The sequence below is a fragment of the Paenibacillus suaedae genome, assembly GCF_032337355.1.
In the GTDB taxonomy this organism is placed as follows: Bacteria; Bacillota; Bacilli; order Paenibacillales; family Paenibacillaceae; genus Paenibacillus_B; species Paenibacillus_B suaedae.
This window is the reverse complement of record NZ_JAVYAA010000001.1, coordinates 969,759-995,330: the sequence shown is the minus strand read 5'-3', so window position 1 is coordinate 995,330 and position 25,572 is coordinate 969,759. Positions and strand designations below refer to the sequence as shown.

Below are 25,572 nucleotides of genomic sequence, written 5' to 3'. Positions count from 1 at the left end.
CAGAGCAGATGAATCAATTTTTAATCTTTTATGCCCCGTTCATTATTGTTATTGCTTTCGTCATTGCCCTATTTTATTGGGGCTCACGAGACATGAATGAGGATGATATTTAGATCGCTGTCTCTCGCATCATCCATGGAGAACCTTGCCACCGTACGGGCAAGGTTCTTTTCATTAATGGAACTGATTAGTCCCCTACGCAATATATCGACATTTTTTTAACTTTTGATCCCATCCAGGTAATCCAAACATTCCCATTCGACATATTGTATGGTAAAATATAGGAGGTTATGATTGAAAATGAGAGTAGGTGCATACAGGATGGCACAGATATTGTCCATCGGCGAATTAATACATAGTTATAGGCGTAATAGCGGCATGACTTTAGCGCAATTATCAGAAACATCCGGCGTTCATAAAGGCACAATATCGAAAATCGAAAACGAAGACGTCAAGAGGCCGGAATATACGACGCTCCGTCCGCTTGTCGAAGCACTGCACATCCCGTTGGATACGGTTGTCGAACTGTACTTAAGTGTGGACAAACGAGCAGAAATGCGGCTGCATATACTGCAGGACGTGATCCAACATTCAGGCTCCGCCGAACTGGCACGAACAGTAGGAGCCAAATTTCTGGAATCACCAAGCGACGACAGCCACTCCTTAGTCGAACGCCTATATAGCTTCACAGCTTCAGTGGAACACAAGGAAATTCGCTTGGCATTATACCAATTGATCGTTGACTACTCACGCGATCACGGCATCATGCCGTTCCTAGCACAAGGTTTGCTCCAGGTGTACCTCATCGAACGGGATGATTTTACACGGCTCCGTACGGTTTACAATGGACGCAAATATATTGTGGAATACGCCCATTTTTTAAGCTGCGAGGACAGAATCATTCTGTATTACAAATTAGGAATTCACGCATTAAATTTATTTTTATACCAGGAGAGCATTGATCTCTGCCTTCATGTACTCCAAGAAGCAGATGCAGACAATTGGTACTACATCAATGCGCTTGGCATATTGCGCGACTCTTATTTCTATCTTGAGGACTACGACAAGTCCGAATATTACTCAGGGCAGTATGAAAAATATGACTACCCACACATCAAGGCAAATTCTGTTCTTATGGGAGCATTGCTTAACGCGAAAAGGGGGAACTCCTCGGTAGCTATCACACAGCTTAGCTCCTTTTTGGAAACGTGCAACCAAAATGATGCACCACTAGCCATCAATCAGTTAATGAGACTATATTTACATAATAACCAGTTCGATGAAATAGAACAATTGCTTGCATACCCAATATGTCCACAAACCATCAGCATGAATAACCCCAACATAATCTCGCAACTAGCCGAATATTATTATCACCGAGCTGAATATTTCATTGCCGTAGACGATCTCGACAAAGGGATATCTGATTTCCTGGAGAGCGCGCTGCACTACGCAAAAATCAATGACACAGAACAAGAAAAAGAATGCATGAATCAAATCGTGCATAACCATCTGCAACAAAACCTTGACATGCCCATATCCACATTAGCAAAATTGAATACATATTATAAACGAAGCGCAGCTAAAGAACATAAATTGGAGGGGTTCATGTGAAACGTTTGAAGGCAGTACTATATAGCGGTCTATTTTGCTCAATCATCATTGGGATAACTGATTTTTCGTATTCATTTGGGGGTTCTGGAGGAACACACCCATGGTAAGAGTGCCAACTTGGTACTCTTTTTTTATTTTAAAAAGTTTCCCTTTAATCCCTTTTATTAGAATTCAATAGACACACTGTATACTAATAGTAAAGAAAGGGCGCCCATTATTCCCCCTAATCTGAGGTGACGGACTATTGTATACTGTGATGATCTATTAAATAAAATTGATGGACTCAGGCATGAACTAACCTGCCTCGTGAACCAAAAGAATAATCTTATCGATGACGAAGTCGTCCAAATTAGCCAGCTTCTAGACATTTACATACTGGAGCATCAAAAGAGATGCATGAAAAAAAGCATAGGTTAGGTTTAGTTGGGGTTTATTACAAAGCGGTGTTTCTATCGCTTCCGCCAATTGCGATTATGCCTATCCTTGAAAAAATCACAAAGTAATTTCGAAAAATAGCATAATGCCAACCCGGCGTCGTTCAGATGCCGGGTTTTACGTATTTTCACAATACTTTTGTCTGGTTTTGCCCACAGCTGACTAGCGGGACGATCAGAAAGTTATGACATCGTTTGATTTTCTTATAAGCTTGATTATAAATAAAAACCCTGACAACAGGGTGTCAGGGCTCTTAGAGGCTTTAGTTCGATATATCATTTTGGGATCAATTATTTCTTTAACGGTTCGACACCGATCGTGATACCTGTATCGCTCGGGTCTTTCATTTTAATATTCGTAATAAACCAACCTTCATGACCTTTGGATGTAAGTTTTTGTACGGTGACAACCGCAGAGCCCTTGCCTTTCCAATTGGAAGCAACAAGGCCATAATCGAATGAGAACTGAGTCGTCGTTTTATTCAGAGATTTTGTTTTGAGATTATCGATCTCAGACATATGCGGACTGGAGCCGCCCGTATTCCAGTAGTAATCTTCGAATTCTTTCTTGGTTTTGGAACGTAGTTCAGGCGAGAAAACAGCGAATTGCAGCGCTCCATTGCGAGTCTGAATGCCTTTGACCCAAGTATCTAAGGCTTCTTTTGCTGTAGAGGGGATCATCGCCGCTTCCAAACGTTCGATCTGAATCACTTGTTGAGCGGAATCCGGCAGCGTCACTTGAACTTCATTCTTATCAGCATCGTAAACCGCCTTGCCTTTAAATTCTTCCGCAAGACGATCGATCGGAACAAGCACTTTGCCGTCTTTGACTTGAAGATCCAGCTTTTCCGTCACAACGTCATGTCCATTGATAAGTAGATTCAAATTAGATCCTGCATAAGCCGTTCCTAAAGCAATCATCGTTCCAAGGGCAGTACACAACACAATTTTTGACAGGGGTTTCATCATATTCACCTCTTCCTCATATAGAAGTATAGACGATTTATTATGGAAAAAGTTTCATTTTGCATAGCGTGTTGATGTTACTCAAGCATACGCTCACTCTTATTCTGCGCAAAATAAGTATCAAAGAAACTTTCAATTCCGAGGGATAAGCTGTTTGAAGTTAGGAAAGACCAGTAGAGAAGTATTTTAGATAATATTGAAGATCATTTTTTAACAAAAACGCATTATTCACAAGGATTACATTGGGGATGGAATAGACTTAAAGAGACTAATTATTCTGTTGGATTTGTAGGTTCAACATATAAGTATTTTGAATACTTTAATCAAGATGAGTTTATCTGGTTTATCGCAGAAGACTATGATGACAAGATGTGGATTTATGAAGGTGAAAGCAAATTCAAGGAGGCTCGTAATTCATATAACAACCATATGCAGGGAAGTGGAATCAGCGGACACATCCTCACCGACTAACCTCCAAGTGCAGCCAGCGACTCCGTCACTTTAAGTCGAGATAAAAACCAGCATAAATAATTGTCATTAAAGACACGATAGCTCGATCACTAATAATAACTAGTACTTTTTACAAACTCAAATGTAATTGTAAATGATCAAAAAAATGGATAGAGATTCAGATGTATTCTGAAAGCTCTATCCATTTTTATTTTCACTAATAAAATGTCTAACATTATATCTAATCATTTATAATTATTGACCATATTGGACCTATTCTATCTTTTGATAAAAGAATCCAGCCTTGTCCTAAAAAGGAAAACAAAATATTGGTGTACTTCTTTGCTTTGGGAGCGTGACAAAATTCATAAGTAAAACTCACTCATAATATTTACAAGGAAGCATTTTCACCTAAAAAGTTTCGACTGCCAATCTGTAGATTGATTTCCTCATAAGTAATTTTCTTAGTCTCGTTATCTCCAAACTTACGAACAACAGGTGTAGGACTTTGATTGAAATTCATACTTAAGCTTTGGTTAGAATAGTGACCAGCAGGATCGATGTAATATTTATAATCAATTATTTTTTCTAGATCTATATCAGCATAAGCGATTCCTTCTGTTTCTGCAGGAATCATTTCGCTAATTGGTTCTCCATCAGGTCCATAAATACAAGTATGTCCACTCTTAAATGTATCGAAGTATTCTTTTTGTTCAGGTGTTAAACAAATCATACTTTTCATTTCTTCCGAATATATAGATGATGTCATTAAAACAAAGGTTTGAGTTGAAATAGCATAGTATCGACTTGAGATTTCATCATCAAAGTACCCTGGCCAGGAGGCTACATGTACTTGTTCATTTTGTGAATTCATTGCAAGCAGATTTAAAGGAACCTGGTGTTCCCAGCACATCAGTCCACCCAAATTACCAAGCTCCGTTTTAAATACTGGCATCAAGCTTCCACTTCCGTCTCCCCATATAAGTCTTTCAGCAACAGACGCTCTCATTTTTCGATGTTTTCCGATTAAATCCCCCTTGGGATTAAACCATAGTTGAGTTAAATATAAAGATCCACCATCTTTTTCACTACAAGAAATACATACGTAAGTTTCGTGTTTTCTAGCTGCTTCACTGATTTTTTGAATAGCTAAGCTAGGAATCTCAACTGCATTTTTGTAGAGATCATGATAGAATTTTTTTGTATATTCTGGATGACCAATAAATGCAAACCAAGGATAACCGGGAAGAAAAGCTTCGGGAAAAGCAACTAATTTTGCATCATTAGATGCTGCTTCAGCAATCAATTTGCAAGATTTTTCAACTGTTGCATCTAAATCCAAGTATACAGGTGCAGCCTGGACAGCTGCTGCGCGATATTTAGGATAATTTCCCACAATAAATTTCTCCTTTTGTAATTATTTATAATTATTTAAGTTCAAATAATTATTTAACTACAAATTAACACTTAAGATTCCATTTGTAACCATCCACTATTTATAGCCTTGACCATCCACTTTCCATTTTTGTTAAATTGATCAAAGAGAAATACAAATAGCCTTCAGTATCTGAAACTGTAATGATTATGTGAACGGGTACAATAAACACCGAAGCCATGGAACACTAGGCTATATGAGCCCAGTAGCTTCTGTAGAATACCAATAACATATCCGGATCATTCCTCACCATGGTTTACCATTGCGACTGCTTCCCTGTTCCTTCTTCATTTGCATTTGTATTTACATTTGCATTCACATTTACTCTTGCATGCGGCTCACTTAACCCGATCTCCGGTTCCAGGTCCGAATCGTCAAACCACGGCTCACCAATTTCAACCTAAATTTCCCCTAAAGGAATCTCTTCTCATCTACACTTAGACTTCGTTCAATATAAAAAAGCTGTCTCCTATGTAGTGATCCACTACAAGAAAACAGCCTTCGAACATCCTGCTCTTGAGGCGTTGCTTCATCATGTCGTACGATACCAGGTATCGTATATCAGCGAGGCCTCGTCAAAATCGCGACTTACATACCTGCCATTCTGAGAATGACATATTCATTGTCTCCTACACCCCCTAACCGTCGATTCACCGTTACTGAATAAGCCAGCTCTCCGCATCTTCCCGAGTTTCAAAGACCCCGAAATGATTGCTGCGATTGGATTCTCCCACCATTTCCTTAAAGCGGCCTCTATTTAACGATGGATCGGGAATGATGACAGCTGTCTTCACATGGTAGTTCGTAAACTTTTGAATCATTCTTCCCGCTACGCCCGTTCTAAGACTGAAGAACTCCCCCGCAAGAGCTTCCCCGTGTACCAGAAGCAGCTCAACATCATGTTCCTTGCACAAGGCAATCAAATCCACAGCATCCTGCTCCGTACTTAACGGTGTGTCGCTTGCAATCAATTCGATATATGGCTTCGTTTCGTTTTCGACGAGTTTATAGTTCATGGTCATTCTCTCCTTCATTTGTTTTCTTCCCTTAAGCTCCATGCGAATTCCCTGCACCCATTTCAGTTCATTGAGATAGCTGGACAATAGATTCTCAGAAATTTTATTCCACAAAAAGGCTTCCCGCTCATTTCGATTCGGCTCTTGGAGTCCACGATTCATTTTTTCTTGCTGATAGACGAGCTGCATGTTGATCCTGTCCTCATACCGATCCAGCAGATCGTATAATTCCTCGTCGTCTAGTTGGTCTGCCCATGCCAATTGGATAAGGAATGTATTCTTAAGCTCGGGAAGTTCAGGTTCCTCAAGCACCCATTCTTTTAATCGGAGCATTCCCTCATCTGTAATGCTGTAAATTTTTTTGGATGGGGAACTTTCCTGATGCTTGATTTCGTTAGTGACTAGGCCATTATCCAATAGCTGAACAAGCGACTTATAGATTTGATTGTTATTGCCGGACCAATACATCGCTGATGAGTCCTCAAAAATCTTCTTCAATTCATATCCGGAAGCCGGCTTCCAGCTCAGAAGCCCCAGAATTGCATATTTGATCGACATCGAAAAACACCTCATTAGGTTACTAGTAACATAGGTTAATAATAATCTATATTATTGATAATGTAAATACTGGATGGTTGATTAGATCAACAAAAGAAAAATAGGGCTGCCCCATAATCACATCGGATGTGACGGGACAGCCCTACTATATTAAAAATTCCATATTCTAATTCTCATGCAACCTAAGATGGAAGCACACCCTGCTTCTTATGAACGACAAGCTTGTAGCCCACGCCACGAATCGAATCAATCTGCACAGATTGTTGATTCATCTCCAGCTTCTTGCGAAGAGAGCTGACATGCACATCTACTGTCCGCTGTCCGCCAATATAGTCAAACCCCCATACGGCGTTCATCAGGTCATCTCTTGTTACTACGGTTCCAGGGCGCTGTACTAAATATAACAATACTTCAAATTCCTTAGGCCGCAGTGGAATGAGATCATTATGAAGCGTAACCTCATACTTCTCTGGATAAATCCGCAGATCGCCAAGTGCAATCATCTTGTCATCAGACTCTTCGGACAATGTCAATCCGGTTCCGTCACTCGATGTCCGTCTTAGCACCGCTCCCACTCTTGCCAACAGCTCTGCAACACCGAAAGGCTTCGTAATATAGTCATCAGCACCACACTTCAGACCTTGTACGACCTCTTCCTCCGCATTTCGAGCAGTTAGAACAATCACTGGGGTACGAATCCCTGCCTGTCTTACTCGCGACAATATTTCGAAACCGTTCATTCCCGGAAGCATAATATCTAGAACGATAAGATCAAATTTGCGATGGAGCGCCATCTGCAAGCCCTGAGTCCCATGATCGACAACCGTTGTCTCATACCCTTCCAAAGTCAGGTTGTAGGACAGCAGTCGCGCCAGTGTCGGTTCATCTTCAACTACCAATACTTTAATCTCTGACATAATCTTCCTCCGAAAGTCGAATCGATTATACGTAATCGTCTTTCTTCATCGTTTCTCAACATTATCGTAACATATATCATGTGATGTTGACCAAGCATTTTTTGAAAATGTTGAAAATTAATGAAAGGCAGCCGATCTCATCGCGTGGCCTACTTTACACTATTCGATAGCATCTGAATATCTTGCACGACTGGCAACTCGATCGTGAACGTCGTACCCACCCCAAGTTCACTGTCTACGCGAATTAATCCATGATGAGCATCAACGAGATGCTTCACGATGGACAAGCCTAGGCCAGTTCCTCCGGAACTGCGAGACCGTGCCTTATCAACACGATAGAACCGTTCAAATATGCGCGGCAAATCCTTCTTCGGAATACCGATGCCAGTATCGGATATAGTCAGACGAATCCACTCTGCTTCCCCGTTGTCGCTATGTTCAATCGGCATTGCTACAATTTTTACATGACCGCCTTCTGGCGTGTAATTAATCGCATTCGACAAGAGATTGAGCACAATCTGACGGAATCGATCCTCATCAGCCTCCACATACATATCTTGTTCTGTACTCAGAAGAACTTCTATTCGCTTCTTGTCAGCTTCCTTCTGGAGCATCTCCACCGTCTTCTCCAAGAACAGATCGACCTGAACCGGGGAGTATTGCAGCGGCACCCGCTTCGACTCTATCTTAGACAGCTCCAATATATCGCCGATTAGGCGATTCAACCGCTCACTCTCATCATGGATGATCTGCAGGAACGACGTTGCTATCTCTGGGTCATTCATCGCGCCATTCATTAAGGTCTCCGCGAATCCCTTCACCGCAGCAATCGGTGTCTTCAATTCATGGGACACATTGGCCACGAATTCACTTCTCATTCGTTCAAGACGCCGAATTGTAGATACATCCTGCATGACAAGCAGTACACCTGCCCATTCATTGTCTGTGAAGTAAACGGGCACTACACTCACATCAAGCAGACGTTCTTCTGGATAATACAGTGTAATTTCATCATGACTCGCTACTTTGCGTTCCAGCACCTCTGCAGTCATTTGCTGCATCTCATGTGGCGCTCGAACATCCTCGAAGGTACGTCCGATCCACTCGGTGCTCTTAATGCCCAATATATGCTCCGCCTTGCGATTCAACAGACCAACTTGGCCCTGAGCATCAATCATAACAATGCCATTAATCATATGTTCAAGCACTGCCTGAAGGCGGCTTTCCTTCTCGCGAATTTCCGACATTTGAACCTGCAGACTATCAGCCATCGCATTAATCGCAGATCCAAGCTGCCCGATCTCATCTTTCCCGACAGATTGAGTTCGTGCCCGATAGTCCATCTGCGCGATACGCATCGCGACGCGGGTCATATTCTCAATTGGCCGTGTCATGTTATACGCTATTCGATAGCTGACAATAGCTGCGACAAGGAACAATATAGCGAGCCCTATCGACAGATAAGCCCACAACTCTCGTACACTGCTCTCTACATCTGCCAGACTCATCGCTAAGCGTACGTAGCCATCGAAGTCTGGAGTATGAACAGGACTAGCAACATACAGCATATTTTGCCGAAGGGTATCGCTATAGCGAATTTTGGAGCCTAGTCCATCCTTCTTCGCAGCAGCGATCTCCTCTCTGTTCAAGTGATTATCCAACTCAGCTACTGGACGGTCAGAATCTCCGACAACGGTTCCATCCTTCAGTATGAACGTAACCCTTGCATCAGCACTATCATGAAGCTTGCGAGCCCAGTCTGTGTAGTAGCTGGCAAGCTCTTCGAAGCGGTTTCCCTGCTTCCAGACCAAGGTCTGTTCGATGAGCATAATTTCCCGGGACATATTTTGCTCAAGCTGCCGAATATGACTCGTCTTGAATGTAGATGCCATATAAATGCCCGCTGTTAGCACTGAAATACCGATAAGCAAGACAAACACAAAGGTCAACCTTGTGCGAAAACGTGACATGGTTCTACTCCTTCTCTCTGCTTCAATTCATTGTTGTTACTGTCTACGTATTAATCCTACTTATCCCTTTTCCGTTTGACCAGCAGAAAGTTTATTAATCTTTTGTAAAATTGCGTGATACACGGTGGCAGCTGGCTGCTGAATCAATATGGCGAGTACAACAGCAACGGCTGTTTCCGGCCCGAAGTACCTCATCGCTAGCACTAGACCAAGAGAGATATTGCGCATCCCTGAAGCGAAGCCCAATGTCCCCTGAATTGCTGTGCCGCTGCGCTTGAACATAAAGCTCAATCCCCAGCCTAGTGCATAACAGACGGCAACGAGCAGCAGCACGACGAAGAACAGCCCTATTGCCTCACTCCCCCATGCCCGCACATAGGGGCCAATCGCTGCTGCATTCAAGAGTACAACACCAACAAATGCAGCCTTCGATGCAGGCAGAAGCACGGGCGCAGCAGATGCCTTGGCCTTGCCTCCTGTCCATTCATATATGCAAATGCCTGCTGCGGTCGGAACCACAATAATCCACAGCAAATCAAGCAGCATCGCCCATACATCGAATGCAATGGTAGCCCCGAACATCGCAGACAGCGATGCGGGAACAACGATGGGGCTAAGCAGTGAGTCCATGACCACTAGAGCCAACATCAGAGGGACAGATTCTCTCGCCATCTCCACCCACAGCACAGAAGATATCCCTAACGGGATAATCGTGAACAGAACGAGTCCAGCCGTATAAGATGATCCTGCACCGAACAGAAGCGTGCCTATCCCATAGGCTGCGATCGGTGAGATGATATGCGTCAGAATGAATACGGCCGCGAATAGAACCGGATGCCGAAAGGCTCCCATCACATCACGGCGTCCACATCCTAGCCCCATAACGAAAGTAACAAGTCCGAACATCCACGGAACGTAGGGCACGAACGGAAGCAACGGCTCACTACAAAGAACCCCCAGCACCAAGCAGCTGGGGATAAGCAAGTACATATACCGTTCGAACCAATCGTTCACGATCAGACCGATATTACGATCGAACTTTATTTTTCGATTCATTAGAATACTGGAGCCTTGAACTGAGAAAGCTTCTCAAGCGAACTCCGATCTACATCTGCATGCAAGCTGTTCCCATGGGAATCCATCGTAACAATTGCTGCAAATCCTTCTACGTCCAAATGCCACATCGCTTCTGGAATACCAAATTCCATATAGTCAACGCCATTTACACGCTTGATGCACTCTGCATAATATTGCGCAGCACCGCCAATTGCATTCAAGTACACCCCGCCATGCTCCTGCAAGGCAGCCAGAGTCTTCGCTCCCATCCCGCCTTTGCCGATAACAGCACGGATGCCGAATTTCTTCATAATATCACCTTGGTAAGGCTCTTCGCGAATACTCGTCGTCGGACCAGCAGCCTTGACATGCCAGCCTTCCTCATCCTTCAGCATGACAGGGCCGCAGTGGTAGATAACTGCCCCATTCAAATCAACCGGAGCATCATGATCCATCAAGTACTTATGAAGGGCGTCACGGCCAGTGTGCATCTCCCCATTTATAATGACAACATCGCCCACACGCAAGGAACGAATCGCTTCCTCCGTAATTGGAGTTGTCAGCACGACTTGACGACTCTCTCCTTGCTCAGAAGCAGCTGCGACTTGTCCAGAGTTCTCTGATTTCTGTGAAGCTGCCATAGCTACCTCTGTTCCACGCTCATATATCCATTCGCGGATCGCTCCCGAATCGCTGTCGATAATTACGCCCTGACGACGGAATGCCCAGCAGTTGTACGCAACAGATACGAAGAAGCTTGCTGGAAGACGGTTCATCACGCCAATTTTACATCCGAGCAGGGTGACCTCACCGCCGAAGCCCATCGTTCCAATCCCGAGTTCGTTAGCTTTCTCCATAATATATTGCTCCAGCTGTGCCAAATCAGAATGAGGATTCACATCATCTGCCTTACGGAACAGTTGATGCTTCGCAAGCTCGTATCCAGTCGTTCGGTCGCCACCGATGCCAACACCGATGAAGCCTGCACTGCAGCCCTGCCCTTGAGCCTGATAGACAGCATGCAGGATACACTTGCGAATGCCGTCCAGATCACGGCCTGCCTTGCCGAGCCCTTCCAATTCCGCAGGGAGGCTGTATTGAATGTTCTTATTCTCACATCCGCCACCCTTGAGTATCAGCTTCACTTCAATATCTTCACGTTCCCATTGCTCGAAGTGGATGACCGGCGTGCCCGGTCCTAAGTTATCTCCGCTGTTCGCTCCTGTTAAGGAATCAACTGAATTCGTACGAAGCTTGCCCTCTTTCGTTGCGCGGCTAATCGCTTCGCGAATGTCTTTCTTCATTTGGATTTGATTCGCTCCAATGGGTGTATGTACAATAAAGGTTGGCATGCCTGTGTCCTGACATATCGGCGACACATTTTTCTCAGCCATGGTGATATTCCGAGCGATTGTGCTCAAGGACAAGCCGGAACGCGTTGCAGCATCCTCTTGTGCCTGTGCCTCTTGAATCGCGCGCCGTACATCCCCTGGCAAATTTGTAGACGTTTCTACAATTAAATCGTACACACTCTGCAAAAATGATGTCATCATGAACTTGCTCCTCTCATCTCTAATCATCCCGGGAAATGAGTGTTCTTGATGCAGATCTCGGAAGCAACGGGAAGTAGTCTTTGTTACAATTTCGTCAAATGAGTTCCAATGCTATTATAATATCACAAGGCGTGCACCTAATCGAAGCATTTTCCACGCCTATCTCCTGCGACAATCCGAAGTCAACTGATTGCTGCAATTGTAGAGCGTCTAGATATCCCCCTGAAAGGAAGGAACCTATGAGTACAACTGAGAATTCAACAACCAAACCCCATCATTTTCTCGCCTATATGTACCGGCTCAAGCATATCGAACGCTGGAGTCTCATGCGAAATACAGACAAAGAGAATGTTGCGGAGCATACCTTCCATGTTGCCATGACTACCCATATGCTGTGTACGATTGCTAATGAGGTGTTCCATAAACAAGTAGACACCGGGCAAGCTGTAGCATTGGCCTTATTTCATGATGCTACCGAAGTATTTACAGGCGACATTCCTACTCCTGTCAAGCACCACAACAGCCGACTGCTGAACAATTTCCGTGAAATTGAACAGTTGGCCGCCGAACGCTTGGTCGGCATGATTCCTCCCGAACTGCAAAGCATCTACACGCCCCTCATAGATCCGCAAGGAGATCATGAGTTGCGGAGTTATGTGAAGGCAGCCGATCTACTGGATGCCTACGTTAAATGCATCAGTGAGCTAGCTGCAGGCAATCGCGAGTTCGAAGTCGCCAAGCGCCAGACGGAACAGAAGCTGAAGCAGCTGAATATGCCAGAGGTACAATATTTCCTGACTACGCTCGCTCCGAGCTTCAACATGACTTTGGATGAAATATCTCTATCGGATGAAGAAGAGCATACCTAAGAGCTGATGTCATAGACACATATGTGAAGTCGAGTATGAATTCATGTGTTTGTTACAATAATGGAAATACCAACACCACAGATTGATTTCATAGAAAGGAAGTCATGAATGCCTATTTTTAATCCTACTCTCGTTCACCGCATCTTCCGAGCAACATGGGTGCTACTGATCATTGCTGCGTTTACAGCGGTATTCTATTTCGGTTTTTCGATCATTTGCCCGTTTCTGATTGCCTGGCTGCTTGCTTACATGATGAATCCAATCGTTCGTTTTTTGGAGAAGCGTTGGAAGTTCCGCCGTGGATTCGCCGTGATGACGGCCCTACTGCTCTTCGCAGCCATCATCGCAGGAATTCTGTACCTATTCACGACGAAGATCATTTCCGAATCATGGCATATTATGGGAATCGTACAGAATCAGATTGTGGAATGGAGAATACAGGCTGAAGCCTATTTCTATTCTGCGGAGTTCCAGCATTTTCTCACCGACATGAATGATACATTCAATTTTGCAGATTTGAAATCATCGCTGTCAAAATACACAGGTACGATTGCTAGCGGAGGAACGTTAATTGTCACCTACTTGTTTCATTTCTTGAAAGCTACCGTCTTATTCCTGCCTAAGCTTGCGGTCATCACAGTCATTGTCTTGGTAGCTACATTCTTAATCAGCAAACAGTGGAATACGATTTCATCCAAAAGCAACACACTCATTCCTGAACGGGTACGCCGCTCTCTTGGCGTCGTGACAAGTGATTTGCAGAACGCCGTGTTCGGATATATTAAGGGCCATATTATTCTCTCCAGTATTACCGCATTTGTCTTCTTTCTTGGCTTGCTTGTACTCGGAGTAGAATATGCATTCACCATCGCGCTTATTGGCGGCATTGTAGACCTGATTCCATTAGTCGGCATCCCTGCTATCGTTGTGCCATGGGCTGTATTCGCCTATGTTGAAGGAAATGTATTTTTAGGAACAGGACTGCTCATTATGTGGCCTATTATTCTCGTTACTCGGCACGCCTTTGAACCGAAAGTATACGGGGACAGCATTGGACTGAATCCGCTTCTGCTTCTCATTTTTCTTTATGGTGGTTTGAAGCTGTTTGGCGTACCCGGCATCATTATTGGGATCCTCGCTCTCGTCGTGCTTACTGCGTTGCAGAAAGCTCATGTGTTCAGGGATGTATGGCGCTATATTATGACCGGCTCCTTTTTCAGTAAAGAAGACGATCAGGCTGTATCGCTCATTGACTAAGGTTGGATAAGTACGCGTAAACGATCTTAGACCATTCATCAGGTGATTCAAACAAAAAAACAAAAAAATCGCCCGGCTAGACGTAAGTCTGACCGGGCGATTCTATTATCCTGCCGTTACCGTAATAAACTTATAGCTATAAACCATCAGAAGCACAATGACGATGAACAATACGAAGATAAGCGTACTGAAAGTGCGAACCTTGCCTGTAGCTGCTGCATCCGCTTTACCGCTTTTTGCGGACTGCGCTGCAAGCTTAATTTGCTTGCCCATGATGCCGCTAAATGCAGCAATCGCCAGGAAGACAACCGTTGTCAATACCATCCAGAGCACACTGTACTTCGCTTGGCTCATGAGATAACCGCCTGTTATGAACTGAACGATTAAGAAATACTGTCCCAGACGATTCGCCGTTCCCACGCCCACGAGCAGCCCCTCTTGTCCTGCTGTAGACAACTTGTTTAATTTCCCTACGATAAATGGAACAATGGCATAGAACCCCATTGCTACTGCACCTAAAATGTGCAAAAGACTAAAGGCACTGTACATGAAATACATTCCCTCCATAGACATGATATGGTTCAATCTTCGTTCCATTATACTAAAATTTACTTACTAACACAAAGAAAGACACCGAAATATTCGATGTCTTTCTTGATATTTCTATGAGATTTGTCACAATGCTCATAAATAATGGAATCATTGCATTATACACGTTCTCCAGCGACCACTTGAATAACGTTACGGACAGATTCGGCCGACTCATCCAGTGCAGCCTTCTCTTCTGGCGTCAGTTCGATCTCGATCACTTTCTCTATACCATCTCCACCGAGTACAGCCAGTACGCCCATAAATAAAGCGTCATAACCGTATTCCCCTTCGAGGTATGCGATGACCGGGAGAATCCGTTTTTTGTCTTTCAAAATGGCTTCCGCCATTTGCACGATGGAAGCAGCTGGTGCGTAGTAAGCACTTCCGTTGCCAAGCAAATTGACAATTTCACCGCCGCCTACACGTGTACGCTGTACAATTTCTGCAATTCGTTCTTGTGGAATGAGGCTCTCAATCGGTACTCCGCCTGCGCTCGTATAACGAACGAGCGGTACCATATCATCCCCATGACCTCCAAGCACAACGCCGCGCACATCTTCTACGGATACGTTCAATTCTTCTGCAATGAATGTACAGTAGCGAGCGGTATCCAGAACGCCGGATTGGCCGATTACGCGATTTTTAGGGAATCCAAGTGCTTCAAAAGCAGCAAATGTCATTGCATCTACCGGATTACTCAAAATAATCACGTAGGCATTCGGGCAATAAGCCTTCACATTCTCACATACCGACTTCACAATGCTCGCGTTCGTAGTCACCAAATCATCACGGCTCATACCAGGCTTGCGAGCTATCCCTGCTGTAATGATGACGATATCGGAATCTTGCGTGTCTGCATAGTTCGATGTTCCTGTAATTCGGCTGTCAAAGCCTTGAACCGGGCCAGCCTCCAACATATCAAGCGCCTTGCCCTTCGTCGGATTCTCCAACTGAGGAATATCTACTAATACAACATCTCCAAGTTCTTTCTGAGCCAACATAAGAGCAGTTGTCGCTCCAGTGAAACCAGCACCAACGACTGTGATCTTGTTGCGTCGAATAGCCATTCGGATTCGACCTCCTAGTTCAAATGATTGATGATGTGGTCAGCAAACTCCGAGCATTTTACTTCTGTCGCGTTTTCCATCAGACGCGCAAAATCATAAGTGACAGTCTTGCTGTTGATGGCGTTTGCCATGCCTTTATAGATGAGGTCTGCAGCTTCCTGCCAGCCAAGATGCTCAAGCATCATAACACCAGACAGAATAACAGAACCTGGGTTTACTACGTCTTTATCTGCATATTTCGGAGCAGTTCCGTGCGTTGCTTCGAAGATCGCATGTCCTGTCACATAGTTGATGTTCGCTCCAGGTGCGATGCCGATGCCGCCAACTTGAGCAGCCAATGCATCAGACAAGTAATCGCCGTTCAAGTTTAATGTCGCGATGACATCGAATTCCTTCGGACGAGTCAATACTTGCTGCAATGCGATATCTGCAATTGCATCCTTAATAATGACCTTGCCAGCCGCTTCAGCTTCTGCTTGCGCCTTGTTAGCCGCTTCCGTGCCTTCAGCCTCTTTGATGCGGTCATATTGTCCCCATGTGAATGTGTGCTCTGCGAATTCTTGCTCCGCCACTTCATAACCCCAGTTCTTGAACGCACCCTCGGTGAACTTCATAATGTTCCCCTTGTGTACGATCGTCACGCTCTTGCGGTTATGCTTGATCGCATATTCGATCGCAGCACGGACAAGACGCTTGGAGCCATCGGAGGATACAGGCTTAATGCCGATACCTGATGTCTCAGGGAAGCGGATCTTCTTCACTCCCATTTCTTCTTGGAGGAATTGAATCACTTTCTTCACGTCTTCCGATCCGGAAGCATACTCGATGCCAGCGTAGATGTCTTCCGTATTCTCACGGAAAATAACCATATCAACCAGCTCAGGATGCTTAACAGGAGAAGGAACACCATCGAAATAACGTACTGGACGCAAGCACACGTACAGATCAAGCTCTTGGCGAAGTGCAACGTTCAGAGAGCGAATGCCGCCGCCGATTGGCGTCGTCAATGGACCTTTAATCGCTACAATGTACTCGCGAATGGCTTCCAGCGTATCATTCGGCAGCCATTCACCGTATTCATTGAATGCCTTCTCGCCAGCGAATACTTCATACCATGCAAGTTTGCGTTCGCCGTTGTATGCCTTCTCAACAGCTGCATCCAATACACGCTTGGATGCGCGCCAAATATCACGACCTGTGCCATCCCCTTCAATGAACGGGATAATTGGATGAACAGGAACTTGGAGCTTGCCATCCTCAATCTTAATTTTCTCGCCTTCGGTTGGTGGTGCAAATTTGTCCAATTGAATCACAGATGTTCCTCCTTCAATTTCATTGTCACACAAACAGCTAACGGGAGCTACTCTTCTATTGTAGCAACCCGTCAATTTGTAAGACAACCTATGTTTTCAAAAACTTCTACATTTATCTCAATTGAGTTGATAATTACCGTTCTTGAATCGGGATAAATAACTGACTGGATGGGCCTGTATACTCTGCACGCGGTCGAATGATACGGTTATTGTCCAACTGCTCCAAAATGTGCGCTGTCCAGCCGGATACGCGGCTGATTGCAAAGATTGGCGTGAACAAGTCTCTCGGAATGCCCAGCATGGTATAGACAGATGCTGAATAGAAGTCAACGTTCGGCTTCAGTCCCTTCTGTCCAGTAACGAGAGACTCAATGCGTGTCGACATATCATACAGCTTCATATCTTGACACGCTTCTCCAAGCTCACGGGACATCTTCTGCAGATGCTTCGCCCGAGGATCCCCGTTCTTATACACACGGTGTCCGAAGCCCATAATCTTCTCCTTGTTGTCAAGCTTGGACTGAATATAATCATCAACACGATCAAGGTCAGCAATCTCCTCCAGCATCACCATAACCGCTTCATTGGCTCCCCCATGCAGCGGCCCCTTCAGCGCGCCGATTGCCGATACAACACCGGAGTACATATCCGACAAGGTGGCAACCGTAACCCGGGCAGCGAATGTAGAGGCGTTCAGTTCATGATCCGCATGAAGGACAAGCGCCTTGTCCATAGCAGATACAGCGCTATCGGAAGGCTCCTCGCCAGTTAACATATATAGGAAATTATAAGCGATGGAATGACCCGGTTTCGGAGAAATCGGCTCCTTCCCTGCACGAACGCGTGCAAAAGCCGCGACCACAGTTGGTAACTGTGCTTGCAGCGCAATGGCTTTATGTACATTAGCGTCATGCCCCGTGTCATTCGCTTGCTCATCATACAGAGCCAATGCAGAAATCGCAGTTCGGAGAACAGCCATCGTATTCGCGTCTGACGGATACAATTTCATTTGTTCAACAACGGCTGAAGGAATTGCAGCGCTCTTCTCCAGACGAGTGCGTAACTCCGAAAGTTCCTCTTGATTTGGCAGCTTGCCGAACCACAATAAATGAACAACTTCTTCGAATGTCGTATGATCGGCCAAATCGTCGATATTATAACCGCGGTATGTTAGCACACCATCGATGATTGAGCTAATAGAAGAAGTCGTTGCAACTATGCCTTCCAAACCTTTCGTTGCTGTCATCTGCCCTCTCTCCTTTGCATATGTAACCTAATACCATCCCATCTTTCTTTTCCCTGTGTTATCTCGATGTGTTTCGAAGTATTCCGCCCCGGAAAAAAAGGCAAGTTTTTCTATTAAGATGATAATGGATAATGTCGGAAATGTGAACGGTTTCAGTTGAAAAATATGGATAGAAATGCTTTATCAGAGGTATAAACGTTTTTTAAACACCTTGAAATCATTGAGGATAAAAAGAAAAAATCAAGGAAATTGGGTATGGCGCATAGCATATAGAGAGGGTCGTCCTCCCAGATCGGACGTGCTGGGAAACCGAGGATTTACAGTAGGATTCATGGAGGTGATTGAGATCATGGAGCAGCACATCATCAAGCGTATTCTTCGCGGAGGGTGGGTATTGACCGTTGGTATACTTATACTCTTATCCTGCTATCTATTAGTCCCCCTGCTCTATCCGTTTCTCATTGCCTGGCTGATCGCTCTAATGCTCAATCCCGTTGTTGAGTGGATGTCAGAACAGTTCCGCATGCCGCGCTGGCTAAGTGTTACGATATGCTTGACCCTGTTCATTACGTCGATGCTAACGGTTGCGGCAGCGGTAGTTACGCGTGTGGTGAGAGAGGTTTATAATCTGTCCAATTCTATGGATCATTTTCTCCGTCTATGGAGGGAATTCTTTATTCAGCTGTTCGAAAATGATAAGGTTCGCACATTTCTTGAAACGCTTGGCTCCTTATACAAAGATAATCCAAATCTTCAAGGCTCGATCAACAGTAACTTATCGAGCACTGCAGAAAAGATAACGACAGTGATCACCAACTTCATCACCTCTTTTCTGGATGCGATCGTCCGTCTCTTGTCCAGTCTTCCAAATGTGGCATCCATCTCAATCATCATTCTCTTATCCGCCTTCTTCATAAGCAAGGACTGGTCGCGTTGGATGGGCATCCCTGCACGTGCCATGCCTGCCTCCATTAATCAATCCATGCGTACGATCTGGGGCGATCTGAAGCAGGCCCTATTCGGTTACTTGCGAGCCCAGTTATTTCTGATTTCCATTACGATGTTCATCATTACAACAGGACTCATTGTTCTGCGCGTGGATTATGCAATCACCATAGGCCTTCTCGTCGGCATTATCGATTTGCTGCCGTACCTTGGTGTCGGTGCTGTCATGATTCCATGGATTGTATACTGCTTTGCCGTTGACCAAGGTTCGCTTGGCATCGGCTTACTTATCGTATATGCCATCGTCCTGCTCACGAGGCAGATTATGGAGCCGAAGGTACTGGCGTCAACAGTCGGTCTTGATCCGCTCCTCATGCTAATTGCCATGTTCGTCGGCATGCAGTTGTTCGGCTTCCTCGGACTTATTGTCGGTCCCGTTTCCCTCGTTCTGCTGTCTGCCATGAAGCGAGCAAATGTCTTTCTGGATTTACAGACGTATATTATCAGCGGCAGAAAATAAAAAACGCACTGTTCAAATGTACACAAAAACGCCCGCCACATGGTTCTTCACCATTCAGCGGGCGTGTATATTTCAAGTTTAGAAACGGCGGAAATAAATAAAATTTCCGTCCTTCATCTTTTTCTCCAACCACTTAAGCAGATAGTGCCGATAGATCGGTCTAGTCAGCGGAAATACAAGTGTGAAGCCAATAATATCCGTAAAGAATCCCGGTGTAAGCAGTAAGATTCCTCCTGCAAGAATACATAGGCCTTCTACCGCAGAACGTCCTGGAATTTGCCCTGCCTGCATCTGCTTCTGAGCTTCTGCCAACACTTGATTCCCTTCGTAGCGCGCAATTACTGCTCCGATAACCCCGGTAAGCAATATCAACAGGAACGTATTCCAGCCCCCTACCCAGTTGCTCATCAGTACGAAACCGTACACTTCCAGTGCAGGAATTAATGTCAGAGTAATGAGTACCCATACCATCGGATTCAAGAACCATTCCCTCCCTTGCATAATGACTTATGCATTGCATCTTGCATTACAATCATGCAACTCTCATGGATGACATTCTAAGTAGAATCATTCCCATCCATCTCTTGAAATGGAGAAATCAACATCCTTCATACTGAAGATGAATTAAGAGGTCGGGCGCATTCGCTCCAGCAATGACCATACATCTTCCGCTTCCCGCTCAAGACGAATAGGCCGCCAATCCGCATTCAGCCAAGCAAGAGTAGTTGTTCCTTCCACGAGCAGCTTGCCGGATGGCTTAGAGACCCAGCCTGCTTCAGGCAGGCCTGTGTCTGTACCGCCCTCTATCCTGCATACTTGTGACTCAAATGTCAACCGGAGAGGCGACAGCTGCATCAAGCGAGTATATACCATCACTCGATCATCATAGTATGCGGGACGCTTGAACCTCACCTGCAAATCGACCACAGGGAGCAGCAGCCCTCTTGCTTCAAGATCCCGATAGTTCATACCGAGAGCTCGAATCCATTCCGTTCTTCCGACTTCGAACCACGTCACATAGTTGCCATGGAATACGACATTCATTCGATCTGTCTCTTGATAGCGAACACGCAGCGGATAACCAAACCATACCGATTGATCTTCTTCCCTAGCGTCATGATACATCTTCATTCCTCCTCCATTGTAGCGCATTCGAGGGTACGTTCACAAATACAGCAAGAGCAATGGTTCAACCATTGCTCTTGTCTGGTATTGCTTCTATATTCAATTGGATAGGCCTATTCTTATTAGCAACGGCCTTGTCCGATTTGGCTTACTTTAACAAGGTTTGTAGAACCTGCACAGCTTGTAGGAACACCAGCTGTGATCACAACCAAGTCGCCTTCTGCAACGATGCCTGTCTTCACGCCGCCTGCAACAGCAACGTCGAACATTTCGTCTGTAGAAGTAGCTTGATCGACTTTAACTGGAGTAACACCCCAAGTCAAGGACAAACCACGCATTACTTGCTCAGAAGGAGTCACAGCGATGATTGGAGCTTTCGGACGGTATTTGGATACCATACGCGCTGTGTAGCCTGTTTGTGTAGAGCTGATGATTGCCTTTGCATCCAGATCAAGAGCTGTGTTAGCAACTGCTTGGCTGATTGCATCAGTAACTGTAGCTTGCTGTCTCGAGCTTTGTTTTACCAAGATTTCACGGTATTCAAGCGCAGATTCAGCTTTTTCAGCGATACGGGACATTGTCAATACGGATTCAACTGGGTATTTACCAGCAGCTGTTTCACCGGACAACATGATTGCATCCGTACCGTCGAAGATTGCGTTTGCCACGTCACTTGCTTCCGCACGTGTAGGACGTGGGTTGCGTTGCATGGAATCAAGCATTTGTGTAGCTGTGATAACTGGCTTGCCAGCCAAGTTGCACTTCTCGATCATACGCTTCTGAACGAGTGGAACTTCTTCAGCTGGAATTTCAACGCCAAGGTCACCACGAGCAACCATCAAGCCGTCAGACGCTTCCAGGATTGCATCCAGGTTGTCTACGCCTTCTTGGTTTTCGATTTTGGAAATGATTTGGATATGAGTTGCATTGTGCTTCTCAAGCAATTCACGAATTTCCAAAACGTCTTGCTCTTTACGAACGAACGAAGCAGCGATGAAATCAACGCCTTGCTCGATACCGAAGCGGATGTCGTTCGCGTCTTTTTCTGTAATACCTGGCAAGGAAATTTTCACACCAGGAACGTTAACGCCTTTTTTGCTCTTGATTGTGCCGCCGTTAACGATTTTACATTTGATTTCTGTACCTTGAATCTCAACAACCGTCAAACCAACGAGGCCGTCATCGATCAAGATTGTGGAACCGACTTCAACGTCACGAGGCAAGTTCTCGTAAGTTACGGAGATGCGGTCTTTATCGCCAAGGATCTCTTCTGTTGTCAATGTGATGAACTCGTCTTCAACGAGGTCAACGGAGTCAACAGCAAGCTTACCTGTACGAATTTCAGGGCCTTTCGTATCAAGGAGAATTGCAACCGTTTTGTTCAATTCTTGGGATGCTTGACGAATGTTTTTGATTCGGTTGCCATGCTCTTCAAAATCACCATGTGAAAAATTGAGACGAGCAACGTTCATGCCAGCCATAATCAATTTTTTAGTGTTCTCTAAAGATTCGCTGGAAGGACCGATAGTACAGACGATTTTTGTTTTACGCATATGGGCTTCCTCCAATTATGTGTGTCTCTCTGTATCTCTATATTGTATTGCTAAAAACAAGGCTCTCAACTATCTAATTTACTATACTCAATAAAATTTGTATATGAAGATAATCATATTTATAAGTTTTACCAGTGAACGATATTTTAAGTCAATTGACTTATGAAAACCGTGTCATCCCTGTCAGGACGCGGGATTCAGGACACAGACGCCACTGAACTTATCCGTGCTGCAGAATGCCGAACTCGCCAATATTGCGAAATTTGTCATATCTATCTTCGCGAAGCTGCTCTGGGGACATCCCCATCAGCTCGGTCAGATGACGCCAGAGCGCATCTTTCATGTTGGCAGAGGCCGCTTCAACATCCTTATGCGCACCGCCTTGAGGCTCTGGAATGATCTCCTCGATCACATTGAGTTCCTTCAGGTCAGAAGCTGTAATCTTCATCGCTTCTGCTGCTTGGTCGGCTTTGGACGCATCCTTCCAGAGGATAGATGCAGCACCGTTCGGGGAAATGCATGAATAGATTGCATTCTCCAACATAAGAACTCGGTTGCCTACGCCGAGCGCGAGCGCGCCGCCGCTTCCACCTTCACCGATGACGACGCAAATAATTGGCACGCCGAACATGGCCATATCCCGCAAATTGCGTGCAATAGCTTCTGATTGTCCTCGTTCCTCAGCTGTATTGCCTGGATATGCACCCTTCGTATCGATGAAAGTAATGATCGGACGACCGAACTTGTCCGCTTGATGCATGAGCCTAAGTGCCTTACGGAAGCCTTCTGGATGCGGGCTGCCGAAGAATCTTGCAATGTTGTCCTTAGTATCCTTGCCCCGCTGATGTCCGATTACCGTTACCGGCACCCCGTTCAGTCGCGCCAATCCGCCCACAATAGCAAGATCGTTGCCGAACAGTCGGTCACCATGAAGCTCAATGAAATCAGTAAATATATGCTGAACAAAATCCAGTGTGGTTGGTCGCTGTTGGTGTCTCGCCAAGTGCATTTTCTGCGATGGGGAGATGCTAGCATAGATCTCTGCCGCTAACTTGGCGTAACGCTCCTCCAACCGGGCGATTTCTTCAGTAAAGTCAATTTGCTTCTCGTCGCCGAACCGTTTTAATTCAGCAATCTTCTGCTTCAACTCCACCAAAGGTTGCTCGAACGGAAGTTCATTCGCCATGAGCTACATCCCCTTTCACCGTATGCAGATCGATAAGTTTCGCCAACGTGGACTTCATGTCCTTGCGCTGCACAACCAGATCGATTTGTCCATGCTTCTGATTGAATTCAGCCGTTTGGAATTCTTCCGGAAGCTTCTGACGAATCGTCTGCTCGATTACGAGACGGCCAGCAAAGCCTACTCTTGCCCCAGGCTCAGCTATAATGATGTCGCCAAGCATAGCGAAGCTTGCAGACACTCCACCCATAGTCGGATCCGTGAATACCGAAATATAGAATCCGCCTGCTTCATGGAATTTCCCAAGCGCTGCACTTGTCTTGGCCATCTGCATCAGACTCAAGATGCTCTCCTGCATTCTTGCGCCGCCAGATGTAGAGAAGATGACTAACGGATATTGTTTCTGCATAGCAGTTTCAATAGCTCGTGTAATTTTTTCTCCTGTTGCCGAACCCATGCTGCCAGTGAAGAAATCGAAGCTCATCACAGCTACGACAACCGGAAATCCTCCAATTGTCCCCTCGCCCGTAATAACAGCTTCATCCATGCCGGATTTCGCTCTTTGCTGTTCCAGCTTGTCCTTATATTCTGGAAAAGCAAGCGGATCTGCGGATACGATATCCGCATCATATTCAAAAAATCGGCCTTCATCCAAAGTCATCTCAATGCGCTCCCTTGCATTCAAGCGCATATGATGCCCGCATTGCGTACATACCTTCAGGTTTTTCTCCAGCTCTTTATGATATTGAATCGAGCCACATTTTGGACATTTATTCATCAAACCTTCGGGTATTTCGCGTTTGGGACGGTCATCGTGTACAGATCCGGACGGCACCGTTGCGTACTTTTTCTTTTGAAATAAGTCTTTAAACACCCGATACACCTCTTTAGGCGTGATTTCTCCAGTTGAAATACAGGACATCATCCTATTGCTTCATACTAGAGATTGTCCTAACCATAGACAACAAAAATCGGCTGTTTGAACGATAACATCGTCATTCATCAGCCGCATCATGCATGCAAGATCGAATTAAGCACTTCCTGAACCTCTTCAACTTCTCCGGAAGGCACTAGAATTTCAAACTGTTGTTTAGACAGATGGATTGGACGGATCTGAATAAGGAATCCTTCCTCGGTCAGCTTGCGCTGAATCTTATCTGCTAAATTGGCAGTCGGTGCGATGTAGATAACAGTCCACACGCGCGATTGACCCCCCTAACGTTCCAGAAACGGCTCATATAATGCCATTATGATATCATAATTGTCAATTTCATCGCAACAAATTCCAACAGACTTGCTGCAATGCACTGCCCAATAAGCAATGATGAACCAGCGCCAAGCCTTATCCTATCTCGGCTATTCGTATTCTTTAAGAATTTGCATTCTTATCGTCAAGCTTGCAGGCTCCACCCTCGCCATACTGCTGAGCACGCTTATCGTGATGGGCAATTCTAGCTGACGCAGCAGCAGCTAATCCGGCTACAATATCATCTAGAAAAACATGAATTCGCGTACGATCCGAATTGAGCTGATGAATGATGCCAAGCTTGGCCTTATCCAAGTATCCGAAGCTGGTGAGGCCGATCATTCCATATACGCTCGTAATGCCAAGAGCAAGTGTCTCATCAACACCATACAAGGATTCATCCGTCTCCATAATCGCTTGAAGCGGCTCCGGCAGCAGCTTCTGCTCGGCAAGCAAATCCAATGCAATGCCTGTAATGAGCGTATATTGAACTTCGCGCTTGCGAGTTACGGCTCGTACGCTGTCCAGACAATCCTCCAGCGTCAACGCTGCATTGTATGGCTGCTGAAGATGGAGCACAATCTCCGCGATGGATTCAAGTGATACGCCGCGCTTAACAAGCCATTGTTCCGCCATATTGAATGTCATGGCGTCCCCTCCCTTCGCCCCTTCAACTTCACCTACCCGT

Annotated in this window: 25 protein-coding genes and 1 pseudogene; 8 read left to right on the top strand and 18 right to left on the bottom strand. The window is 45.3% G+C overall.

The window, feature by feature from the left end:
• Window positions 1–8: 8 nt before the first annotated feature.
• The 3 genes from cydS (at window position 9) to RQP50_RS04370 (ending at window position 2,031) form a co-directional block, all read left to right on the top strand.
• Window positions 9–113, top strand: a complete 105-nt coding sequence (cydS, locus tag RQP50_RS29260; protein ID WP_394358340.1) for a cytochrome bd oxidase small subunit CydS — start codon at window positions 9–11, stop codon at window positions 111–113.
• 187 nt (window positions 114–300) lie between these two features.
• A complete protein-coding gene (locus RQP50_RS04375) occupies window positions 301–1,614 on the top strand; it encodes a helix-turn-helix domain-containing protein (protein WP_315744568.1) in 1,314 nt (437 codons plus the stop codon).
• A gap of 243 nt (window positions 1,615–1,857) precedes the next feature.
• On the top strand, window positions 1,858–2,031 hold the full coding sequence (locus RQP50_RS04370) for an aspartyl-phosphate phosphatase Spo0E family protein (protein ID WP_315744566.1): 174 nt from the start codon (window positions 1,858–1,860) through the stop codon (window positions 2,029–2,031).
• 308 nt (window positions 2,032–2,339) lie between these two features.
• Here RQP50_RS04370 and RQP50_RS04365 read toward each other — a convergent pair whose 3' ends face one another.
• A complete protein-coding gene (locus RQP50_RS04365) occupies window positions 2,340–3,017 on the bottom strand; it encodes a hypothetical protein (protein WP_315743513.1) in 678 nt (225 codons plus the stop codon).
• Window positions 3,018–3,197: 180 nt separating this feature from the next.
• On the opposite strand from RQP50_RS04365, the gene RQP50_RS29255 reads away from it, so the two are divergent.
• Window positions 3,198–3,485 (top strand): DUF6756 family protein, encoded by a 288-nt coding sequence (locus tag RQP50_RS29255; RefSeq protein WP_394358360.1) that lies wholly within the window; start codon window positions 3,198–3,200, stop codon window positions 3,483–3,485.
• 370 nt (window positions 3,486–3,855) lie between these two features.
• On the opposite strand, the gene RQP50_RS04360 is transcribed toward RQP50_RS29255, so the two are convergent.
• Window positions 3,856–4,863 (bottom strand): carbon-nitrogen hydrolase family protein, encoded by a 1,008-nt coding sequence (locus RQP50_RS04360; protein WP_315744564.1) that lies wholly within the window; start codon window positions 4,861–4,863, stop codon window positions 3,856–3,858.
• A 184-nt stretch (window positions 4,864–5,047) separates the two neighbouring features.
• Here RQP50_RS04360 and RQP50_RS29250 point away from each other — a divergent pair.
• A pseudogene (locus RQP50_RS29250) lies at window positions 5,048–5,128 on the top strand (hypothetical protein); the annotation flags it as partial.
• A gap of 427 nt (window positions 5,129–5,555) precedes the next feature.
• Here RQP50_RS29250 and RQP50_RS04355 read toward each other — a convergent pair.
• The 5 genes from RQP50_RS04355 to RQP50_RS04335 all read right to left on the bottom strand — a co-directional run bounded on the left by RQP50_RS04355 (window position 5,556) and on the right by RQP50_RS04335 (window position 11,966).
• Window positions 5,556–6,473: a DUF4180 domain-containing protein gene (locus RQP50_RS04355; RefSeq protein ID WP_315743511.1), complete on the bottom strand. Its 918-nt coding sequence runs from the start codon at window positions 6,471–6,473 to the stop codon at window positions 5,556–5,558.
• 182 nt (window positions 6,474–6,655) lie between these two features.
• A complete protein-coding gene (locus tag RQP50_RS04350) occupies window positions 6,656–7,390 on the bottom strand; it encodes a response regulator transcription factor (RefSeq protein WP_021252150.1) in 735 nt (244 codons plus the stop codon).
• 149 nt (window positions 7,391–7,539) lie between these two features.
• Window positions 7,540–9,360: a two-component system histidine kinase PnpS gene (gene pnpS / locus RQP50_RS04345; protein ID WP_315743509.1), complete on the bottom strand. Its 1,821-nt coding sequence runs from the start codon at window positions 9,358–9,360 to the stop codon at window positions 7,540–7,542.
• 60 nt (window positions 9,361–9,420) lie between these two features.
• Window positions 9,421–10,416 (bottom strand): bile acid:sodium symporter family protein, encoded by a 996-nt coding sequence (locus RQP50_RS04340; RefSeq protein ID WP_072731469.1) that lies wholly within the window; start codon window positions 10,414–10,416, stop codon window positions 9,421–9,423.
• The gene (locus RQP50_RS04335) at window positions 10,416–11,966 is read right to left on the bottom strand and encodes a fumarate hydratase (protein WP_021252153.1); all 1,551 of its coding nucleotides are present in this window, start codon (window positions 11,964–11,966) and stop codon (window positions 10,416–10,418) included. Before RQP50_RS04335 ends, RQP50_RS04340 begins: the two co-directional genes overlap by 1 nt.
• 242 nt (window positions 11,967–12,208) lie before the next feature.
• Here RQP50_RS04335 and yfbR point away from each other — a divergent pair, with 242 nt between their 5' ends.
• Both yfbR and ytvI (RQP50_RS04325) read left to right on the top strand, forming a co-directional pair.
• Complete coding sequence (yfbR, locus tag RQP50_RS04330) at window positions 12,209–12,838, top strand: 5'-deoxynucleotidase (protein ID WP_021252154.1); 630 nt, start codon at window positions 12,209–12,211, stop codon at window positions 12,836–12,838.
• Window positions 12,839–12,946: 108 nt separating this feature from the next.
• Window positions 12,947–14,095 (top strand): sporulation integral membrane protein YtvI, encoded by a 1,149-nt coding sequence (ytvI, locus tag RQP50_RS04325; RefSeq protein WP_315743506.1) that lies wholly within the window; start codon window positions 12,947–12,949, stop codon window positions 14,093–14,095.
• A 105-nt stretch (window positions 14,096–14,200) separates the two neighbouring features.
• On the opposite strand, the gene RQP50_RS04320 is transcribed toward ytvI (RQP50_RS04325), so the two are convergent.
• The 4 genes from RQP50_RS04320 to citZ all read right to left on the bottom strand — a co-directional run bounded on the left by RQP50_RS04320 (window position 14,201) and on the right by citZ (window position 18,312).
• Window positions 14,201–14,644, bottom strand: coding sequence for a hypothetical protein (locus tag RQP50_RS04320; RefSeq protein WP_021258995.1), 444 nt, complete (start codon window positions 14,642–14,644; stop codon window positions 14,201–14,203).
• A gap of 158 nt (window positions 14,645–14,802) precedes the next feature.
• Window positions 14,803–15,753: a malate dehydrogenase gene (gene mdh, locus RQP50_RS04315; RefSeq protein ID WP_072731472.1), complete on the bottom strand. Its 951-nt coding sequence runs from the start codon at window positions 15,751–15,753 to the stop codon at window positions 14,803–14,805.
• A gap of 14 nt (window positions 15,754–15,767) precedes the next feature.
• Window positions 15,768–17,066 carry an NADP-dependent isocitrate dehydrogenase gene (icd, locus tag RQP50_RS04310; RefSeq protein WP_021252158.1) on the bottom strand — a complete coding sequence of 433 codons (1,299 nt, stop codon included), beginning with the start codon at window positions 17,064–17,066 and terminating at the stop codon, window positions 15,768–15,770.
• Window positions 17,067–17,199: 133 nt separating this feature from the next.
• The gene (citZ, locus tag RQP50_RS04305; protein ID WP_072731473.1) at window positions 17,200–18,312 is read right to left on the bottom strand and encodes a citrate synthase; all 1,113 of its coding nucleotides are present in this window, start codon (window positions 18,310–18,312) and stop codon (window positions 17,200–17,202) included.
• A gap of 349 nt (window positions 18,313–18,661) precedes the next feature.
• Here citZ and ytvI (RQP50_RS04300) point away from each other — a divergent pair, with 349 nt between their 5' ends.
• On the top strand, window positions 18,662–19,777 hold the full coding sequence (gene ytvI / locus RQP50_RS04300) for a sporulation integral membrane protein YtvI (protein WP_021252160.1): 1,116 nt from the start codon (window positions 18,662–18,664) through the stop codon (window positions 19,775–19,777).
• A 78-nt stretch (window positions 19,778–19,855) separates the two neighbouring features.
• Here the strand turns inward: ytvI (RQP50_RS04300) and RQP50_RS04295 are convergent, their stop codons facing one another.
• The 7 genes from RQP50_RS04295 to RQP50_RS04265 form a co-directional block, all read right to left on the bottom strand.
• On the bottom strand, window positions 19,856–20,248 hold the full coding sequence (locus RQP50_RS04295; RefSeq protein WP_036590083.1) for an FxsA family protein: 393 nt from the start codon (window positions 20,246–20,248) through the stop codon (window positions 19,856–19,858).
• 153 nt (window positions 20,249–20,401) lie between these two features.
• Window positions 20,402–20,902 carry an acyl-CoA thioesterase gene (locus tag RQP50_RS04290; protein ID WP_315743501.1) on the bottom strand — a complete coding sequence of 167 codons (501 nt, stop codon included), beginning with the start codon at window positions 20,900–20,902 and terminating at the stop codon, window positions 20,402–20,404.
• Window positions 20,903–21,024: 122 nt separating this feature from the next.
• Window positions 21,025–22,455, bottom strand: a complete 1,431-nt coding sequence (pyk, locus tag RQP50_RS04285; RefSeq protein WP_021252163.1) for a pyruvate kinase — start codon at window positions 22,453–22,455, stop codon at window positions 21,025–21,027.
• Between the two features lie 220 nt (window positions 22,456–22,675).
• Window positions 22,676–23,641 (bottom strand): acetyl-CoA carboxylase carboxyltransferase subunit alpha, encoded by a 966-nt coding sequence (locus tag RQP50_RS04280; protein ID WP_021252164.1) that lies wholly within the window; start codon window positions 23,639–23,641, stop codon window positions 22,676–22,678.
• Window positions 23,631–24,512 carry an acetyl-CoA carboxylase, carboxyltransferase subunit beta gene (accD, locus tag RQP50_RS04275; protein WP_021259003.1) on the bottom strand — a complete coding sequence of 294 codons (882 nt, stop codon included), beginning with the start codon at window positions 24,510–24,512 and terminating at the stop codon, window positions 23,631–23,633. Before accD ends, RQP50_RS04280 begins: the two co-directional genes overlap by 11 nt.
• A 137-nt stretch (window positions 24,513–24,649) precedes the next feature.
• Window positions 24,650–24,838, bottom strand: a complete 189-nt coding sequence (locus tag RQP50_RS04270) for a hypothetical protein (protein ID WP_021252166.1) — start codon at window positions 24,836–24,838, stop codon at window positions 24,650–24,652.
• Window positions 24,839–25,007: 169 nt separating this feature from the next.
• Window positions 25,008–25,532 (bottom strand): phosphatidylglycerophosphatase A family protein, encoded by a 525-nt coding sequence (locus RQP50_RS04265; RefSeq protein ID WP_090512249.1) that lies wholly within the window; start codon window positions 25,530–25,532, stop codon window positions 25,008–25,010.
• Window positions 25,533–25,572: the final 40 nt, after the last annotated feature.

Bases quoted from the DNA above. Each gene is read 5' to 3' on its own strand.
- RQP50_RS04290 (WP_315743501.1), bottom strand. From the start codon at position 20,902: ATGTATCATGACGCTAGGGAAGAAGATCAATCGGTATGGTTTGGTTAT.
- RQP50_RS04265 (WP_090512249.1), bottom strand. From the start codon at position 25,532: ATGACATTCAATATGGCGGAACAATGGCTTGTTAAGCGCGGCGTATCA.
- RQP50_RS04320 (WP_021258995.1), bottom strand. From the start codon at position 14,644: ATGTACAGTGCCTTTAGTCTTTTGCACATTTTAGGTGCAGTAGCAATG.
- pnpS (WP_315743509.1), bottom strand. From the start codon at position 9,360: ATGTCACGTTTTCGCACAAGGTTGACCTTTGTGTTTGTCTTGCTTATC.
- citZ (WP_072731473.1), bottom strand. From the start codon at position 18,312: ATGACAGCAACGAAAGGTTTGGAAGGCATAGTTGCAACGACTTCTTCT.
- yfbR (WP_021252154.1), top strand. From the start codon at position 12,209: ATGAGTACAACTGAGAATTCAACAACCAAACCCCATCATTTTCTCGCC.
- RQP50_RS04335 (WP_021252153.1), bottom strand. From the start codon at position 11,966: ATGACATCATTTTTGCAGAGTGTGTACGATTTAATTGTAGAAACGTCT.
- ytvI (WP_021252160.1), top strand. From the start codon at position 18,662: ATGGAGCAGCACATCATCAAGCGTATTCTTCGCGGAGGGTGGGTATTG.
- RQP50_RS04355 (WP_315743511.1), bottom strand. From the start codon at position 6,473: ATGTCGATCAAATATGCAATTCTGGGGCTTCTGAGCTGGAAGCCGGCT.
- pyk (WP_021252163.1), bottom strand. From the start codon at position 22,455: ATGCGTAAAACAAAAATCGTCTGTACTATCGGTCCTTCCAGCGAATCT.
- RQP50_RS04340 (WP_072731469.1), bottom strand. From the start codon at position 10,416: ATGAATCGAAAAATAAAGTTCGATCGTAATATCGGTCTGATCGTGAAC.
- RQP50_RS04365 (WP_315743513.1), bottom strand. From the start codon at position 3,017: ATGATGAAACCCCTGTCAAAAATTGTGTTGTGTACTGCCCTTGGAACG.
- RQP50_RS04295 (WP_036590083.1), bottom strand. From the start codon at position 20,248: ATGGTATGGGTACTCATTACTCTGACATTAATTCCTGCACTGGAAGTG.
- cydS (WP_394358340.1), top strand. From the start codon at position 9: ATGAATCAATTTTTAATCTTTTATGCCCCGTTCATTATTGTTATTGCT.
- RQP50_RS04375 (WP_315744568.1), top strand. From the start codon at position 301: ATGAGAGTAGGTGCATACAGGATGGCACAGATATTGTCCATCGGCGAA.
- ytvI (WP_315743506.1), top strand. From the start codon at position 12,947: ATGCCTATTTTTAATCCTACTCTCGTTCACCGCATCTTCCGAGCAACA.
- RQP50_RS04350 (WP_021252150.1), bottom strand. From the start codon at position 7,390: ATGTCAGAGATTAAAGTATTGGTAGTTGAAGATGAACCGACACTGGCG.
- RQP50_RS04280 (WP_021252164.1), bottom strand. From the start codon at position 23,641: ATGGCGAATGAACTTCCGTTCGAGCAACCTTTGGTGGAGTTGAAGCAG.
- mdh (WP_072731472.1), bottom strand. From the start codon at position 15,753: ATGGCTATTCGACGCAACAAGATCACAGTCGTTGGTGCTGGTTTCACT.